General features: G+C 66.5%; 11 protein-coding genes. All 11 read left to right on the forward strand.

The annotated features are described in order from the left end of the window. Window positions 1–100: 100 nt before the first annotated feature. The 11 genes from WB461_RS10125 (at window position 101) to nadA (ending at window position 15,351) form a co-directional block, all read left to right on the forward strand. Window positions 101–880 (forward strand): electron transfer flavoprotein subunit beta/FixA family protein, encoded by a 780-nt coding sequence (locus WB461_RS10125; protein WP_423852608.1) that lies wholly within the window; start codon window positions 101–103, stop codon window positions 878–880. A 15-nt stretch (window positions 881–895) separates the two neighbouring features. Beyond that, window positions 896–1,843, forward strand: a complete 948-nt coding sequence (locus WB461_RS10130; RefSeq protein ID WP_423852609.1) for an electron transfer flavoprotein subunit alpha/FixB family protein — start codon at window positions 896–898, stop codon at window positions 1,841–1,843. Window positions 1,844–2,105: 262 nt separating this feature from the next. Beyond that, window positions 2,106–3,749, forward strand: coding sequence for a peptide ABC transporter substrate-binding protein (locus WB461_RS10135; protein WP_423852610.1), 1,644 nt, complete (start codon window positions 2,106–2,108; stop codon window positions 3,747–3,749). A gap of 164 nt (window positions 3,750–3,913) precedes the next feature. Continuing rightward, the gene (locus WB461_RS10140; RefSeq protein ID WP_423852611.1) at window positions 3,914–4,840 is read left to right on the forward strand and encodes an ABC transporter permease; all 927 of its coding nucleotides are present in this window, start codon (window positions 3,914–3,916) and stop codon (window positions 4,838–4,840) included. After that, window positions 4,833–5,804 carry an ABC transporter permease gene (locus WB461_RS10145; RefSeq protein WP_423852612.1) on the forward strand — a complete coding sequence of 324 codons (972 nt, stop codon included), beginning with the start codon at window positions 4,833–4,835 and terminating at the stop codon, window positions 5,802–5,804. The genes WB461_RS10140 and WB461_RS10145 overlap by 8 nt, the downstream gene beginning before the upstream one ends. Beyond that, window positions 5,801–7,510 (forward strand): dipeptide ABC transporter ATP-binding protein, encoded by a 1,710-nt coding sequence (locus WB461_RS10150; protein ID WP_423852613.1) that lies wholly within the window; start codon window positions 5,801–5,803, stop codon window positions 7,508–7,510. The genes WB461_RS10145 and WB461_RS10150 overlap by 4 nt, the downstream gene beginning before the upstream one ends. A gap of 101 nt (window positions 7,511–7,611) precedes the next feature. Beyond that, on the forward strand, window positions 7,612–8,283 hold the full coding sequence (locus WB461_RS10155) for a hypothetical protein (protein ID WP_423852614.1): 672 nt from the start codon (window positions 7,612–7,614) through the stop codon (window positions 8,281–8,283). Further along, window positions 8,284–9,801 (forward strand): DNA polymerase Y family protein, encoded by a 1,518-nt coding sequence (locus tag WB461_RS10160; protein ID WP_423852615.1) that lies wholly within the window; start codon window positions 8,284–8,286, stop codon window positions 9,799–9,801. A 93-nt stretch (window positions 9,802–9,894) separates the two neighbouring features. After that, the gene (locus tag WB461_RS10165) at window positions 9,895–13,290 is read left to right on the forward strand and encodes an error-prone DNA polymerase (RefSeq protein WP_423852616.1); all 3,396 of its coding nucleotides are present in this window, start codon (window positions 9,895–9,897) and stop codon (window positions 13,288–13,290) included. 118 nt (window positions 13,291–13,408) lie between these two features. After that, a complete protein-coding gene (locus WB461_RS10170; RefSeq protein ID WP_423852617.1) occupies window positions 13,409–14,101 on the forward strand; it encodes an NUDIX hydrolase in 693 nt (230 codons plus the stop codon). Then, window positions 14,098–15,351 carry a quinolinate synthase NadA gene (gene nadA / locus WB461_RS10175; RefSeq protein WP_423852618.1) on the forward strand — a complete coding sequence of 418 codons (1,254 nt, stop codon included), beginning with the start codon at window positions 14,098–14,100 and terminating at the stop codon, window positions 15,349–15,351. Before WB461_RS10170 ends, nadA begins: the two co-directional genes overlap by 4 nt. The last annotated feature ends 4 nt before the right edge of the window (window positions 15,352–15,355 follow it).

Consider the following 15,355-nt stretch of genomic DNA (forward strand, 5'->3'; position numbering starts at 1 on the left):
TTTCCTCGCTGCTTGGCGTGGGATGGTGGTTCTTGCACAGTCCAGAGACTGACGTGACGGCTGTTCGGCCGCCGCGCCCCAGAATCACAGGAGGGTCCTCGTGACCAAAATCGTTGTCGCTGTGAAGTACGTACCGGATGCCACCGCGGACCGGACATTCAGCGCCGATAACACCGTCGATCGCGTTGGTGTCGACGGCCTGCTCTCGGAGCTCGACGAGTACGCAGTCGAGCAGGCGCTCCAGGTCGTCGAGGCCGGCGAAGGCGAGGTGACGGTCTTGACGGTCGGTCCCGAGCAGGCGTCCGACGCCGTTCGCAAGGCGCTGCAGATGGGCGCTCATGCCGGCGTCCACGTTCAGGACGAAGCCATCCACGGTTCGGACGCGTTCGCGACCTCGTTGGTGCTCGCCGAGGCGATCAAGAAGCTTGACTACGACATGGTGTTCTTCGGCATGGCCTCGACGGATGCAGGACTGGGAGTCGTTCCGACGCTCGTCGCCGAACGTCTCGGCCTTCCGGCGGTCACCTACGCCTCCGAGATCACGGTCGAGGGCGACACCGTCAAGATTCGCCGCGACGGCGACGTGGCGACGCAGGACATCGAGGCCAGCGGCAAGCTCGTGGTCAGCGTCACCGACCAGACCGGAGAGGCCCGCTACCCGTCCTTCAAGGGCATCATGGCGGCCAAGAAGAAGGACGTCCAGGAATGGACGCTGTCCGATCTGGATCTCGACGCCGGATCGGTCGGCCTCGACAACGCCTGGACCAAGGTCGAGTCATTCGAGCCCCGCCCGCCGCGTACCGCTGGCGAGATCGTCACGGATGAGGGAGACGGCGGCAGCAAGCTCGTCGAGTTCCTCACCGCCAAGAAGTTCGTCTGAGAAGGGCACTGACACATGACTGAAGTACTCGTTCTGATCGACGCCCCCGACGGCAAGGTCACCAAGCCCTCGCTCGAGCTGCTCACGATCGCCCGACGCATCGGTGAGCCCTCGGCAGTGGTCTTCGGATCTGCTGACAACGCCGTGCTGGCGGAGTACGGGGCAGAGAAGATCTACACCTACGACGACGCCGCCTACAGCGACTTCCTGGTTGGTCCCAAGGCCGAGGCGCTTGCACAGCTGGTCGCCGACAAGAGCCCTGCGGCCGTCCTGGTGGGCGCCAGTGCCGAGGGCAAGGAGATCAGCGCCCGAGTGGCGCTGAAGACCGAATCGGGCTGGATCGGCGACGCGGTCGACGTTCAGGTCGATGGTGACACCATCACCACGACGCAGTCGGTCTTTGCTGGGAACTTCACCGTGAAGGCGCAGTCCACCCAGGGCGCGCCGGTCATCACGGTCAAGCCCAACTCGACCACTCCGGAGGCCGCGTCCGGTGCAGGTACTGTCGAGGCGGTCACGGGCGACATCTCCGACGCTGCCAAGACCGCCAAGATCACCTCGAGCAAGGCCAAGGAAGCTTCAGGTCGCCCCGAGCTGACCGAGGCCGCGATCGTGGTCTCCGGTGGACGCGGCACGGGCGGAGACTTCACCGAGGTCGAGGCGTTCGCTGACAGCCTTGGTGCGGCCGTCGGTGCCTCGCGCGCCGCGGTCGACTCGGGTTGGTACCCGCACACGTTCCAGGTGGGTCAGACCGGCAAGACGGTCTCGCCGCAGCTCTACGTGGCCAACGGCATCTCCGGAGCCATCCAGCACCGGGCCGGCATGCAGACGTCCAAGACGATCATCGCGGTCAACAAGGACGATGAGGCTCCGATCTTCGAGCTCGTGGACTTCGGCGTCGTCGGGGATCTCAAGGCCGTGCTGCCGCAGGCCACGGAGGAGATCAAGAAGCGCAAGGGCTGAGATTCTGCCTCAGGTCGGCCGGTCCCTCGAGGGGGCCGGCCGACCTGTCTTCGCTGCGATCCCAGGCAGTGATCCGGAGTGCTGGTCATCGCGAACCATCCACGATCACTCGATCTTGCTATTGACGTTCGGGCGACGAGCGAGACGGCTCACTTTGGTGACACTTTGATTAAGCAGCCTTCCAGCGCTGTCCGGTGACCTGATCCAGTGATAGTCATAGGGGGCGCGCGACAGCGCGCTGACTCAATCACAGGAGGAATGCATGCGACTCTCTCGGCGTACCCGTATCGCGGGTGTGGCGTTGATCGCGGCCGGCAGCCTTACCTTGGCAGCCTGCGGTGGCGGTAGCGACAGCAAGAGCAGCAGCGGTAGCAGCTCGTCGGTCATCTCGGTCTACGGCACCAACCCGCAGAACCCGCTGATCCCGACCGCGACCAACGAGGTCGGTGGCGGCGATCCGCTCGACAACATGTTCTCCGGACTTGTCGCGTACAACTCCGACGGCTCGGTCGTCAACGAGGTCGCCGAGTCCCTGGAGCCCAACGAGGACAGCACCGTCTGGACCGCCAAGCTCAAGGACTGGAAGTTCACCGACGGAACGCCCGTCACCGCTGACTCCTTCGTCGACGCGTGGAACTATGGCGCCAACCCGGCGAACAAGCAGCTGAACAACTACTTCTTCTACCCGATCAAGGGCACCGACGACGTCGGCAACACGGTCGGTGGCGCCAAGACCGTCTCCGGACTCAAGGTCGTCGACGACAAGACGTTCACGATCACCCTCAAGGCGCCCGAGTCGGACTTCAACCTGCGTCTTGGTTACTCCGCCTACTACCCGGTGCCGAAGTCGGCGTACGACGCCGATGGCAAGATCACCAAGGCGTTCGGTGAGCGCCCGATCGGCAACGGCCCGTACCAGCTCACGAAGACGGGCTGGGAGCGCAACAAGCAGATCGCGCTCGAGCCGAACCCGGACTACACCGGATCGCACAAGGCGAAGAACGGCGGACTGGTCTTCAAGTTCTACGCCGGCGGTGGCACCGATGCTGCCTACACCGATGTCCAGTCGGGCAACCTCGACGTCCTGGATCAGATCCCGCCGAGCGCGCTGACCACCTTCGAGTCGGACAGTGGAGTCCAGGCGTTCAACGAGCCCGGATCGAGCTTCTCGTCCTTCACCATCCCCGAGCGCCTTCCGCACTTCAAGGGCGAAGAGGGCGAGCTGCGTCGTGCGGCGATCTCGATGGCGATCAACCGTCCTCAGATCACCGAGAAGATCTTCAACAACGCTCGTACTCCCGCGTCGGACTTCACCTCTCCCGTGCTTGACGGCTGGAGCGAGGACGTGCCCGGCAACGAGGTGCTCAAGTTCAACGAGTCCGAAGCCAAGGCCAAGTGGGCCGAAGCCGACAAGATCAGCAAGTGGGACGGCAAGTTCCAGCTCGCGTACAACAGCGACGGCGCTGGCAACAAGGAGTTCAGCGAGGCGATGACCAACCAGATCAAGAACGTTCTGGGCATCTCCGCCGAGCCGAAGGTCTACCCGACCTTCGACGAGCTCCGCAAGCAGGTCACGGATCGCACCATCAAGACGCCGTTCCGTACCGGCTGGCAGGCCGACTACCCGTCGATGCTGAACTACCTCGGTCCGATCTACGCCACTGGCGCGGGTTCGAACGATGGTGACTACAGCAACAAGGCCTTTGACAAGCTCGTCAGCGATGCCTCGGCCGCGCAAGGCGAGGATCGCTACAAGCTCATCAGCGAGGCCCAGGCAATCCTGTTGAAGGATCTGCCTGCGATCCCGCTGTGGTACCAGAACGCCACAGCAGTAGCGGCGAAGGACGTCAAGGGGTTCGAGTTCAACTGGAAGCAGAAGCCGGACTACTACAAGCTCACCAAGTAGTTCGCACACCGTGAGATGACGGAGGCGGCCCGATCCGGGCCGCCTCCGTTGCTCTCGCCATACCTTTCCTGGCCGGTGTCATCCGGCCCCCGCGTGTCAGGCCCCACGGAGTACCGTGATCGACGATGCGTGGGCCCAGCTTCCACGACCTCAGGAGGTCAATCGTGTGGTGGTACGTAGGCAAGCGATTGCTGCAGACCATTCCCGTGTTCCTCGGTGCGACGTTCATCCTCTATCTCTTGCTGTTCTTCCGACCGGGTGATCCGGTGCTCAACCTGGTAGGCAACAAGCCGATCTCTCCGGAGGTCAGGGACGCGATCGCCGCGCAGTACCACCTCGACGACAACTTCTTCGCGCAGTGGTTCTACTTCGTCAAGGGTGCCGTCACGTTCGACTTCGGCAACACCTTCTCCGGGCAGCCCGTCATCAACCTGATCAAGCAGACCTTCCCCGTCACGGCGACTCTCGCCGTCATGGCGTTGCTGTTCGATGCAGTCCTCGGCATCGGCCTGGGCACGCTCGCCGGACTGCGTCGCAACGGCTGGTTCGACTCCAGCGTGCTGGTGGTCTCGCTGCTGCTGCTGTCGGTTCCGATCTTCGTGGTCGGCTTCGTCATGCAGCTGGTGGTCGGCGTCAAGCTCGGCTGGACCTCGCCGACCGTCGGTGGAGACTGGACGGTCTCCGATCTGATCCTGCCCGCCATCGTGCTGGCCATCGCCAACTTCGCCTACACGATCCGGCTGACCCGTACATCGGTTGCCGAGAACCTCAGTGCCGACCATGTCCGCACGGCGCGGGCCAAAGGACTCACCAACCGGTTGGTCGTGCGAAACCACGTGCTGCGCAACTCGCTCGTGCCGGTCGTCACGTACATCGGCATCAACCTCGGCTCACTCATGGCCGGGGCGATCATCACCGAGACCATCTTCAACATCCCGGGCGTGGGCAACACCGCCTACAAGGCCATCGCTCAGGGCGAGACCCCCACGGTCGTCGCGATCGTCACCGTCATGGTGATGATCTATGTGCTGATGAGTCTGCTGGTGGACCTTCTCTACGCCGTTCTCGATCCGAGGATCCGTTATGTCTGAGACACGACCGGGGCAGGAGCGCTTCGTCGCTCCAATCGACGAGACGCCCCTCCGCGCGATTGACGCTGTCAATGTCGACGCCGTACCCGAGAACCAGTGGAAGGAGGCGTGGAAGCGGCTTCGCACCTCGCCCCTGTTCTGGTTGGCGACGTTGATCCTGCTGGTGATCGCCACCATGATCTTCTTTCCGTCGCTGTTCTCCAGCGCCGACCCGAACAAGGCGTCGCTGGACAACAGCTTCGCGCCGGCCGGGAACGGGCATCCGTTCGGCTACACCCAGCAGGGCGCCGATGTGTGGGCTCGCACGGTCCATGGCGCTCGCGCCTCGGTGGCCGTCGGACTGATCACGACGATCATGACTGCTGTCCTGGGCATGGTCACCGGTGCGATCGCCGGCTTCTACGGAGGAATCGTCGACTCCCTGATCTCCCGTCTCAGCGACATCTTCTTCTCGATCCCGTTGCTGCTGGCCAGCATCGTCGTGATCTCGGTGATCAACAACATCTGGCCCGACCGAGGGTTCTGGGCGGCCGTCATGGTCGTCGTGCTCGCGCTGGCGCTGTTCGCCTGGCCCCAGATCACCCGACAGATGCGCGGCGCAGTACTGGAGATCAAGAATCTCGAGTTCGTCGACGCCGCAACTGCGATCGGCGCCTCGAAGCTCAAGAACCTCGGCCGACACATCGTCCCCAACGCGTTGGCTCCAGTCATCGTGGCCTCCACCATCTCGCTCGGCGTGTTCATCGTGGCGGAGTCGTCGTTGTCGTTCCTGGGTCTCGGCCTTCCGCAGAACGTCGTGTCGTGGGGCAACGATCTCTCCGATGCGCAGAACCAGGTTCGATCCGGGCAGCACCTCAACGTGATGTTCGTCCCCGCGACGGCGCTGGCCGTCACCGTGCTGGGCTTCATCCTGTTGGGTGAGGCCGTCCGCGAGGCCCTCGATCCGAAGGCGAGGAAGAAGTGAACGACACTCAGCCCCTGCTGCACATCGACGACCTGAGTGTCGGTTTTCGTGCGGGCAAGGAGACATTGACTGCAGTCGACGGCGCGAGCCTGACGATCTATCCCGGTCAGACGATCGCGATCGTGGGCGAGTCCGGTTCGGGCAAGTCGACCCTCGCGCACGCCGTCATCGGCCTGCTGCCGGGAACCGGCAAGATCCTCGGCGGATCCATCAACTTCGAGGGTCGGGACATCAGCCACGCGAGCAAGGGCCAGATCCTGGCTCTGCGCGGCTCCTCGATCGGCCTCGTGCCGCAGGACCCGATGTCCAACCTCAACCCGCTGTGGCGGGTGGGTTCGCAGATCAAGGAGGCGCTCGTCGCCAACGATGTGGCGACCGGCGCCGCCGCGGACAAGCGGGTCGTCGAGCTGCTCGAGGAGGCCGGGCTGCCCGACGCGGAACGGCGTGCTCGGCAGTACCCGCACGAGTTCTCCGGCGGCATGCGGCAGCGCGCGCTGATCGCGATGGGCCTGGCTGCTCGACCCAAGCTCCTGATCGCCGACGAGCCGACTTCGGCGCTGGATGTCACGGTGCAGAAGCAGATCCTGGACCACCTCGACAGTCTCACCGACACGCTCGGGGTGGCAGTCATGCTGATCACCCACGATTTGGGTCTGGCTGCCGAACGGGCTGATCACCTGGTGGTGATGTACCGCGGCCGGGTCGTGGAGTCGGGACCTGCGCTGGAGATTCTCCAGGATCCTCGGCACCCGTACACCAAGCGGCTCGTGGCCTCCGCTCCTTCGCTGGCCTCGCAGCGCCTGTCCTCGATCCAGGGACGCGCCCAGGTCAGGGAGCGGGCTGCGAAGGCCGCCGCGGGCGTTGCGCAGGAGGTGGCACACAGCAGTCAGGAGTTTGGCGAGGGGGGCGAGGACATCATCTCGGTGGAGAACCTCAGGAAGGTCTTCACCCTGCGCGGTGCCAGGCCGTGGCAGAAGGTCGACTTCGCCGCGGTGGACGATATTTCGTTCCGCGTGCGGCGCGGCACGACGATGGCGATCGTCGGAGAGTCCGGTTCGGGCAAGTCGACGGTCGCCCGCATGGTGCTGGACCTGCTGCCGCCCACCTCGGGCAAGATCGAGTTCGACGGTCGGGATCTGCACGAGCTGAAGACCAACGCGGATCGGCTCAAGTTCCGTCGCAAGATGCAGCCGGTGTTCCAGAACCCGTACGCCTCGTTGGATCCGCTGTACTCGATCTACAAGTCGATCGAGGAGCCTCTGCGCACCCATGATGTGGGGACCAGCAAGGAGCGCGAGGCCAAGGTCCGAGGGCTGCTCGACAAGGTCTCGCTACCGACCACGGTCATGTCGCGCTATCCCGGGGAGCTCTCGGGCGGTCAGCGTCAGCGGGTGGCAATCGCTCGTGCGCTGGCGCTCGACCCCGAGGTCGTGATCTGTGACGAGGCGGTCTCGGCGCTCGACGTGCTGGTGCAGGCGCAGATTCTCGAGCTGCTCAACGATCTGCAGGCCGAGCTCGGTCTGAGCTATCTGTTCATCTCGCACGACCTGGCTGTGGTTCGGCAGATCGCCGACGACGTGCTGGTCATGCAGAACGGCAAGATCGTGGAGGCGGCGCCGGTCTCGCAGGTGTTCGACAGCCCGCGCGAGGAGTACACCCGCAAGCTGCTCGAGGCGATCCCCGGCGGCGCGATCAAGCTGGGCTAGTCCAGGACCACGCCACGCTGAGCGTGGCGTGGTCCTCCGGGGGTGAAAAGTAGCCCGTCCGGCAGATTGACTCCTTCGAACACATGTTCGAAGATGGAGGAATGACTTCCGCGGCCGCTCCGACCCTGACCGAGCTGCGCGCCCGCGTCGACCAGATGCAGGGTCGACCAGCGGCCCAGCCCGTCGCGACGCATCCGGCCTTCGAGGGGTTGCTGCAGCTGCAGACCGGTGCAAGCTATGCCGTCGACTCCGCGAGTCTGGCGATGGCCCTCATGGCCGGCCCCTCGGCCGATGGCGCATGGTGTGGTGTCGTCGGCACGGCAGAGCTGGGCGTGGAGGCCGCCGCGGCCGCAGGGATCGACCTGCGCCGCACGATCCTGGTACCGGCTCCGGGGGACGCCTGGCTCGAGGTCACCGCGGCACTGATCGACGTGCTGGGAGTGGTCGTGCTGGCCGCTCCGGTCAAGGTCTCGGCCAAGGACGTCAGCCGGATCGGCGCCCGCCTGCGCCAGCGAGGCGCGATCCTCATCGCGTATGGCGACTGGCCGCGTTGCGAGGCCACGGTGTCGATGCGTGACGCGGAGTGGGTCGGAGTCGGCCGGGGGTACGGGCACCTGCAGGCTCGCCGGGTGACGGTCGAGGTGCGCCGCGGTACCGCACCGGCCCGCTCGGGCCGGATGTGGTTGCCTGATGCCACTCAGTCCATCCGCCGGGTCGAGGCAGAGGCTCCCGCAGACGTGGGTCAGCCGGCGCGGCTGCGAAGTGTGGTCTAGATGGGTCGGACCATGGTGCTGTGGGCGCCGGACTGGCCGATCGTCGCGGTCGAGGCGCCGGCCTCCACTCCGGCTGCGGTGCTCGACAAGGGACAGGTGCTGGCCTGCTCGCAGGCGGCTCGGGCAGAAGGTGTGCGCCGGGGCATGCGTCGACGTGACGCCCAGTCGCGGTGCCCCGGTCTGGTGCTGCACGAGCACAACGCCGATGCCGACTCGCGGGCCTTCGAGGCCGTGCTTACCGCGATCGAGGAGCTCAGTCCCGGGGTTGCCCCCCTTCGCCCGGGACTCTGTGCGATCAACGTGCCGGCACGGTTCTACGGTGGTGAGTCCGAGGCGGCGGCCGTCATCGCCGAACGACTCGTGGGGCTCGGTGTCTGGGACGTCCGGGCCGGTATCGCCGACGGGCTCTTCGCGGCCGAGCAGGCAGCGCGGCGTGCGCTGGCGCAGGACAGTCTCGTGATTCCCGTGGGCGGCTCGGCGCAGTTCCTGAGCGACCTCCCGATCGATGCGCTCGGTGATCCTGTGGGTCAGGGAGTGGTCGGGCTGCTGCGCCGGATGGGACTGCTGACCCTGGGTGACTTCGCCGCCCTGCCCGCTGCCGACGTCCACACGCGGTTCGGCACTCACGGGGCGCTGCTGCACCGGATGGCTCGTGGGCTCGAGGGCCAGCCGATCGGCCGCCGGCAAGTACCTCCGGAGTTCGAGGCGACCCTGTTGCTGGAGCCCCCACTGGATCTGGTCGAGCCGATCGCGTTCAGCCTGCGCACGACGGCCGAGGCCTTCGTGACCGATCTGGCCGGTCACGGGTTGGTCTGCACGACGGTCCTGATCGAGGTCGACACCGACGGTTCGTTGGCTACGTCACGGCGCTGGATGCACCCGCGCTGGTTCGGAGCCACGGACCTGATCGACCGAGTGCGCTGGCAGCTGCAGGTCGACGGTGCGATCGTTGCACCGGTCGACGCCGTGCGCCTGATTCCCGAGGTCACCGAGCCCTTGGGGGATCACGCTGACAGCCTCTTCGGTGGTGGCCCGGACGAGCGGGTCGAGCGTGGGGTGGCCCGGGTTCAGAGCATCGTGGGCCACGAATCGGTCGTCTCGGTCTCGCTCCAGGGCGGTCGTGGTCCGGGAGAGCGTCGACTGCTCGCGCCGTGGGGAGAGCGTCCCGTTGCCGCCCGGGCCACTCAGCTGCCATGGCCGGGAAGTCTGCCTCCGCCTGCTCCGGCCACGGTCTACATCGATCCGCAGCAGGCGATGGTCGTCGGTGCCGAGGGACAGTCGATCGGGGTGACCGGACGCGGTCTGGTCACGGGAGAGCCCGCCAGGTTCCAGGTTGCGGCCCAGCAGGGCTGGCAGCCCGTCGCGTCGTGGGCTGGGCCGTGGCCGGTCGACGACCAGTGGTGGGATGAGGCCGCTGCCCGTCGGATCGCCCGATTCCAGGTCGTCGGCGTCGACGGCAGCGCCTACCTCATGATCGTCGAGGGTGGCCACTGGTGGGTCGAGGCCAAATATGACTGACAACCGCATCTCCCGGTGGGCCCGAGGTTTGTGCAGCGACGATCCGGTGTGCGACAGCGCAGCCCTCAGGCTCGGCGCGGAGGGGAGTGGCTGATGGGGTGGAGCAATCCTGACGTCTCGTGGCGTGAGCTCGAACGGCGGATGTCCGGCAAGCCCGAGCCCGATGGGGGAGACGCGCCGGGGTGGTCTCGCACCCGCAGCGAGGTCGAGCCCCGGTCGATCCGGCGTCCAGACGGGCCGGTCGTGCCTTATGCCGAGCTGCACTGCCACAGCAACTTCAGCTTCCTGGACGGTGCGAGTGGTCCGGACGCACTGGTCGAGGAGGCGATCGGCCTGGGACTCCACGGGTTGGCGCTGACCGATCACGACGGCTTCTATGGTGCGCCCCGCTTCGCCGAGGAGGCGCTCGCCTACTCCGACCGGGGACTCAAGACAATTTTTGGCGCCGAGCTTTCACTCGGGCTGAGCCGCCCGCAGAACGGCACCGCCGACCCCGAGGGCAGTCACCTGCTGGTGTTGGCCCGCGGCGTCGAGGGCTATCACCGACTGGCCGCGGCGATGACCGAGGCGCACTTCCGCGGTGACGAGAAGGGGCGCCCGATCTACACCCTGGAGGAGCTCGCCGAACGGGGCCGGGACCACTGGCTGATCCTCACCGGATGTCGCAAGGGCCAGGTGCGCCAGGCGCTCAGCACGGGAGGTCGCGAGGCGGCGGCGAGCGCGCTGGACCGCCTCACAGCACTGTTCGGTCTCGACCATGTCGCGGTCGAGCTGATCGATCACGGTTTTCCGACCGACAGCAGCTCCAACGAAGCCCTGGGCGAGCTCGCCGCGATGCACGGACTGCCCACGGTCGCGACCAACAACGTGCACTTCGCGACGCCGGCCAACCGCAGGCTCGCTGCGGCGATGGCGGCCGTACGGGCTCGCCGGAGCCTTGCCGACATGGACGGCTGGCTGCCGGCCACCGGCGCGGCCCACCTGCGATCGGGGGCAGAGATGCAGCAGCTCTTTGCGCGTCACCCGGGAGCGGTCGAGCGCACGGTCGGGATCGCCGACGAGCTGGCTTTCGACCTGCGCGCCGCAACCCCCCGGCTGCCGCGACGGGGCATCCCCGATGGGCACACGGCGATGAGCTGGCTGCGTGAGCTGGCCGACCGGGGCATCGCTGAGCGCTACGCCCACAACCCCGTCGAGGCGCGCCACCGCATCGACCGCGAGCTGCGTGTCATCGAGGAGAAGGACTTCCCCGGCTACTTCTTGATCGTGCACGACATCGTCAAGGAGGCCAAGCGGCGCAAGATCCTGTGTCAGGGTCGGGGGTCCTCGGCCAACTCGGCGCTCTGCTACGCGCTCGGCATCACGGCAGTCGACTCGATCTTCTACAACCTGCCGTTCGAGCGGTTCCTCGCCACGACCCGGGAGGAGGAGCCCGACATCGATGTCGATTTCGACTCCGACCGGCGCGAGGAGGTCATCCAGTGGGTCTACGACACGTATGGCCGGCACAACGCCGCCCAGGTCGCCAACGTCATCAGCTATCGCCCTCGCTCGGCAATCCGCGATGCCGCCAAGGCGCTTGGCCACTCCACCGGTCAGCAGGACGCCTGGTCCAAGCAGATCGACGCCTGGAGCGCGATCTCGACCGAGGACGCCTCTGGCATCCCCGAACCGGTTGTCCAGCTGGCCCAGCAGCTGCTCAGGGGGCCTCGCCATCTGGGCATCCACTCAGGCGGCATGATCCTGACCGAACGGCCGATCGGCGAGGTCTGTCCCATCGAGCGCGGCCGCATGGACCGGCGCACCGTCCTGCAGTGGGACAAGGACGCCTGCGAGTGGATGGGGCTGGTCAAGTTCGACCTGCTGGGTCTGGGCATGCTCGGCGCCCTCGATCACACGATGCAGATCGTCGCCGAGCACCTGGGGGAGGAGTGGGACCTGGCCACGTTGCCCAAGGAGGAGGCCGCGGTCTACGACATGCTGTGCCGCGCCGACTCGATCGGCGTCTTCCAGGTCGAGAGTCGGGCCCAGATCGGCACCTTGCCACGTCTGCAGCCCCGGTCGTACTACGACCTGGCGATCGAGATCGCACTGATTCGGCCCGGGCCGATCCAGGGTGGCGCGGTGCACCCGTACATCCGGCGGGCGACGGGCCGCGAGGAGGTCACCTATCCGCACCCCGTGCTCAAGGGGGTGCTCGAACGGACGCTGGGGGTGCCCCTGTTCCAGGAGCAGCTCATGCAGATGGCGATCGCGATCGGCAACTGCACGGGTGATGAGGCCGATCTGCTGCGGCGGGCGATGGGGTCCAAGCGTGGAATCGAGCGGATCGAATCACTCAAGGACAAGCTCTATGCCGGTATGCGCCAGCACGGCCTCGACCAGGCCGAGTCGGACGCGATCTACATCAAGATCCAGTCGTTCGCCAACTTCGGCTTCGCCGAGAGTCATGCGTTGAGCTTTGCGCTGCTGGTCTATGCCAGCTCGTGGCTCAAGCTGCACTATCCCGGCGCCTTCCTCGCTGCGCTGCTGCGCAACCAGCCGATGGGTTTCTACTCCCCACAGTCTCTGGTGACCGATGCCCGGCGCCATGGAGTCACGGTGCTGCGGCCCGACATCACGCTGTCGCGGGCACAGGCCGATCTGGAGATACTCGACTCGGTCGAGCCGACGGGTCTGGACCGCTGCCTTGACCACGACCAGGCACCAGTCGAACGATTCGTCCGAGGCACTCCCGACCCAACTCCCCGGCACCGGCGTGACGGTGGCTTCGCAGTTCGGCTGGGGCTCGACGAGGTGCAGGGTGTGGGCCTGGAGATGGCCAGGCGCATCGTCGCCGAGCGGGAGGTGCGCCCGTTCCGGGACATGGCAGACGTGTCCCGTCGCTGCGGGATGAGCGCCGCGCAGATGGAGTCGCTGGCGACAGCCGGCGCATTCGACGCGTTCGGACTGTCCAGACGCCAGGCGTTGTGGAACGCCGGCTACGTGGAACGCCCCGACACGCTCGAGGGCACCACGGTGCAGATGCCGCCTCCCATGTTGCCGGGCATGAGCGAGGTCGAGGAGACCATGGCGGACCTGTGGGCCACCCGCATCTCGCCGGACAAGCATCCGATGGAGTTCCTGCGGCCGCTTCTGACGTCGGAGGGCATTCATTCGGTCGCCGGGCTGGCCGACGCCGAGCCGGGGCGGCGGGTCAAGGTCGGCGGGCTCATCACGCACCGCCAGCGGCCGGCGACGGCGGACGGGGTCACCTTCCTCAACCTCGAGGACGAGACGGGAATGCTCAACGTCGTGTGCTCCCAGGCGTTGTGGAAACGGCACCGGGTTGTCGCCCGCAACTCCGCCGGCATGATCGTGCGCGGCATTTTGGAGCGCTACGACGGGGTCGTCAATCTGGTCGCCGATCGGCTCGAACGCATCGAGAGCATCTACCCCCAGGCCGCCGCTGCCATCCCGGCTCGTCATCAGGGTCGCGACTTCCGCTGACGCATGTCATCCGGCGACATGTCACTCCTAGTTAGGGTTGACGTGACTTTAAGTCGCGGTTACAGTGACCTTAGAGTCACGACAACCTTAAGCCGAGCAGCATGGAGGGCCCCGGGACATGACGACGCAGACGATGATCGACCAGCGGGTCTCGCTTGCGGTCTCCACGGTGATCTTCGCGCTCCGCCCGCATCCCGACACTGGACTCATGACGCTCTGGCTCCCGCTCGTGCGCCGGATCCGCGAGCCATACGAAGGGCGGTGGGCCCTTCCGGGCGGCCCGCTGGAGAGCGACGAGGACCTTGCGAGCTCTGCCTCGCACACCCTGCAGCGAACGACCGGCCTCGAGCCCGGCTACCTCGAGCAGCTGTACGCGTTCGGGAGCCTGGACCGCTCGCCCGACGACCGCGTGGTGTCGATCGTCTACTGGGCCCTCGTGCAGCCGGATGAGATCGCCCGGGCCGTGGTCGGCCCCAACGTCGAGTGGTTCGTTGCCGACGAGCTGCCGACCCTGGCGTTCGACCATGACGAGATCGTCGCCTACGCACTGGCGCGGCTACGGGCCAAGATCACCTACACCCCGATCGCGCACGCGTTCCTGCCAGCCGAGTTCACGCTTGCCGAGCTGCGCTCGGTGCACGAGGCGGTTCTACGCACGCATCTGGATCCGGCCAACTTCCGTCGTCAGGCGCTGGCCAGCAAGACCCTTGTCCCGACCGGTACGTGTCTGCAGGGCACCAGCCATCGCCCCCCGGCCTTGTTCCGCTTCGAGGCCCGTCCCCCCTCAATCGCACCACAGGAGCGCAGATGACCTCCATCAACGACCTGATCGTCGCAGCGCCCGCCGCCAGCTGCGATGTCGAGCTGACCAAGGGCCCGTGGGAGTTCGACACGGTCCCCGGCTACGGGCCGGGATGCTCCGAGGACGACGTCATCCCCGAGCCGGTCGTCCGCCCCGGCCAGCTGCCCGCGGAGTACCAGCGGATGAGCGACGACGAGCTGCACCAGCGAATCCGCGCCGCCAAAGAGACCCTCGGCAAGCGCCTGGTGATCCTCGGGCACTTCTACCAGCGCGACGAGGTCATCCAGTACGCCGACTTCGTGGGTGACTCCTTCCAGCTCGCCAATGCGGCTCTGACCAAGCCTGACGCCGACACCATCGTGTTCTGCGGGGTGCACTTCATGGCCGAGACCGCCGACATCCTGGCCCGTCCCGAGCAGCACGTGATCCTGCCCAACCTCGCGGCCGGCTGCTCGATGGCCGACATGGCCGACGAGGACTCGGTCGAGGCATGCTGGGACGAGCTCGTGTCGGTGTACGGCACGGATGACATAGACGGCAAGCAGCCGGTGATCCCGGTGACCTACATGAACTCCTCGGCCGCGCTCAAGGCGTTCTGCGGCAAGCACGGTGGCATCGTCTGCACATCCTCCAATGCCGCGACGGTCCTGGAGTGGGCCTTCGAGCGCGGACAGCGGGTGCTGTTCTTCCCCGATCAACACCTCGGCCGCAACACCGCCAAGGCCATGGGAATCCCGCTCGAGCAGATGCCGATGTGGAATCCCCGCAAGCCGCTGGGTGGCAGTACCGAGCAGGAGCTCCACGACGCCAAGGTCATCCTGTGGCACGGGTTCTGCTCGGTGCACAAGCGCTTCACGGTCGCGCAGATCGATCAGGCGCGGACCGACCACCCGGGCGTCAAGGTCATCGTGCACCCGGAGAGCCCGATGCCCGTGGTCGACGCCGCCGACGCAGCCGGCTCCACCGATGCGATCCGCAAGTACGTCATCGCCTCCGAGCCCGGTGACACGATCGCGATCGGCACCGAGGTCAACATGGTCAACCGGCTCGCGGCGGAGTTCGGGGATCGGACGATCTTCTGTCTGGACCCCGTCGTGTGCCCCTGCTCGACGATGTACCGCATCCATCCCGGCTATCTCGCGTGGACGCTCGACGGCCTGGTCGCCGGCGAGATCCGCAACGAGATCATCGTCCCCGACGACATTGCCGCCGACGCCAAGATCGCGCTCGAGCGGATGCTCGCCGCGCTGCCGAAGTGAGGAT

Source organism: Aeromicrobium sp., from assembly GCF_049587115.1.
In the GTDB taxonomy this organism is placed as follows: Bacteria; Actinomycetota; Actinomycetes; order Propionibacteriales; family Nocardioidaceae; genus Aeromicrobium.

What these genes read in the sequence shown, in the direction of transcription:
- WB461_RS10130 (WP_423852609.1), top strand. Translation starts at nt 896, where the DNA reads ATGACTGAAGTACTCGTTCTGATCGACGCCCCCGACGGCAAGGTCACC.
- WB461_RS10135 (WP_423852610.1), top strand. Translation starts at nt 2,106, where the DNA reads ATGCGACTCTCTCGGCGTACCCGTATCGCGGGTGTGGCGTTGATCGCG.
- WB461_RS10145 (WP_423852612.1), top strand. Translation starts at nt 4,833, where the DNA reads ATGTCTGAGACACGACCGGGGCAGGAGCGCTTCGTCGCTCCAATCGAC.
- WB461_RS10155 (WP_423852614.1), top strand. Translation starts at nt 7,612, where the DNA reads ATGACTTCCGCGGCCGCTCCGACCCTGACCGAGCTGCGCGCCCGCGTC.
- WB461_RS10160 (WP_423852615.1), top strand. Translation starts at nt 8,284, where the DNA reads ATGGGTCGGACCATGGTGCTGTGGGCGCCGGACTGGCCGATCGTCGCG.
- WB461_RS10165 (WP_423852616.1), top strand. Translation starts at nt 9,895, where the DNA reads ATGGGGTGGAGCAATCCTGACGTCTCGTGGCGTGAGCTCGAACGGCGG.
- WB461_RS10170 (WP_423852617.1), top strand. Translation starts at nt 13,409, where the DNA reads ATGACGACGCAGACGATGATCGACCAGCGGGTCTCGCTTGCGGTCTCC.
- nadA (WP_423852618.1), top strand. Translation starts at nt 14,098, where the DNA reads ATGACCTCCATCAACGACCTGATCGTCGCAGCGCCCGCCGCCAGCTGC.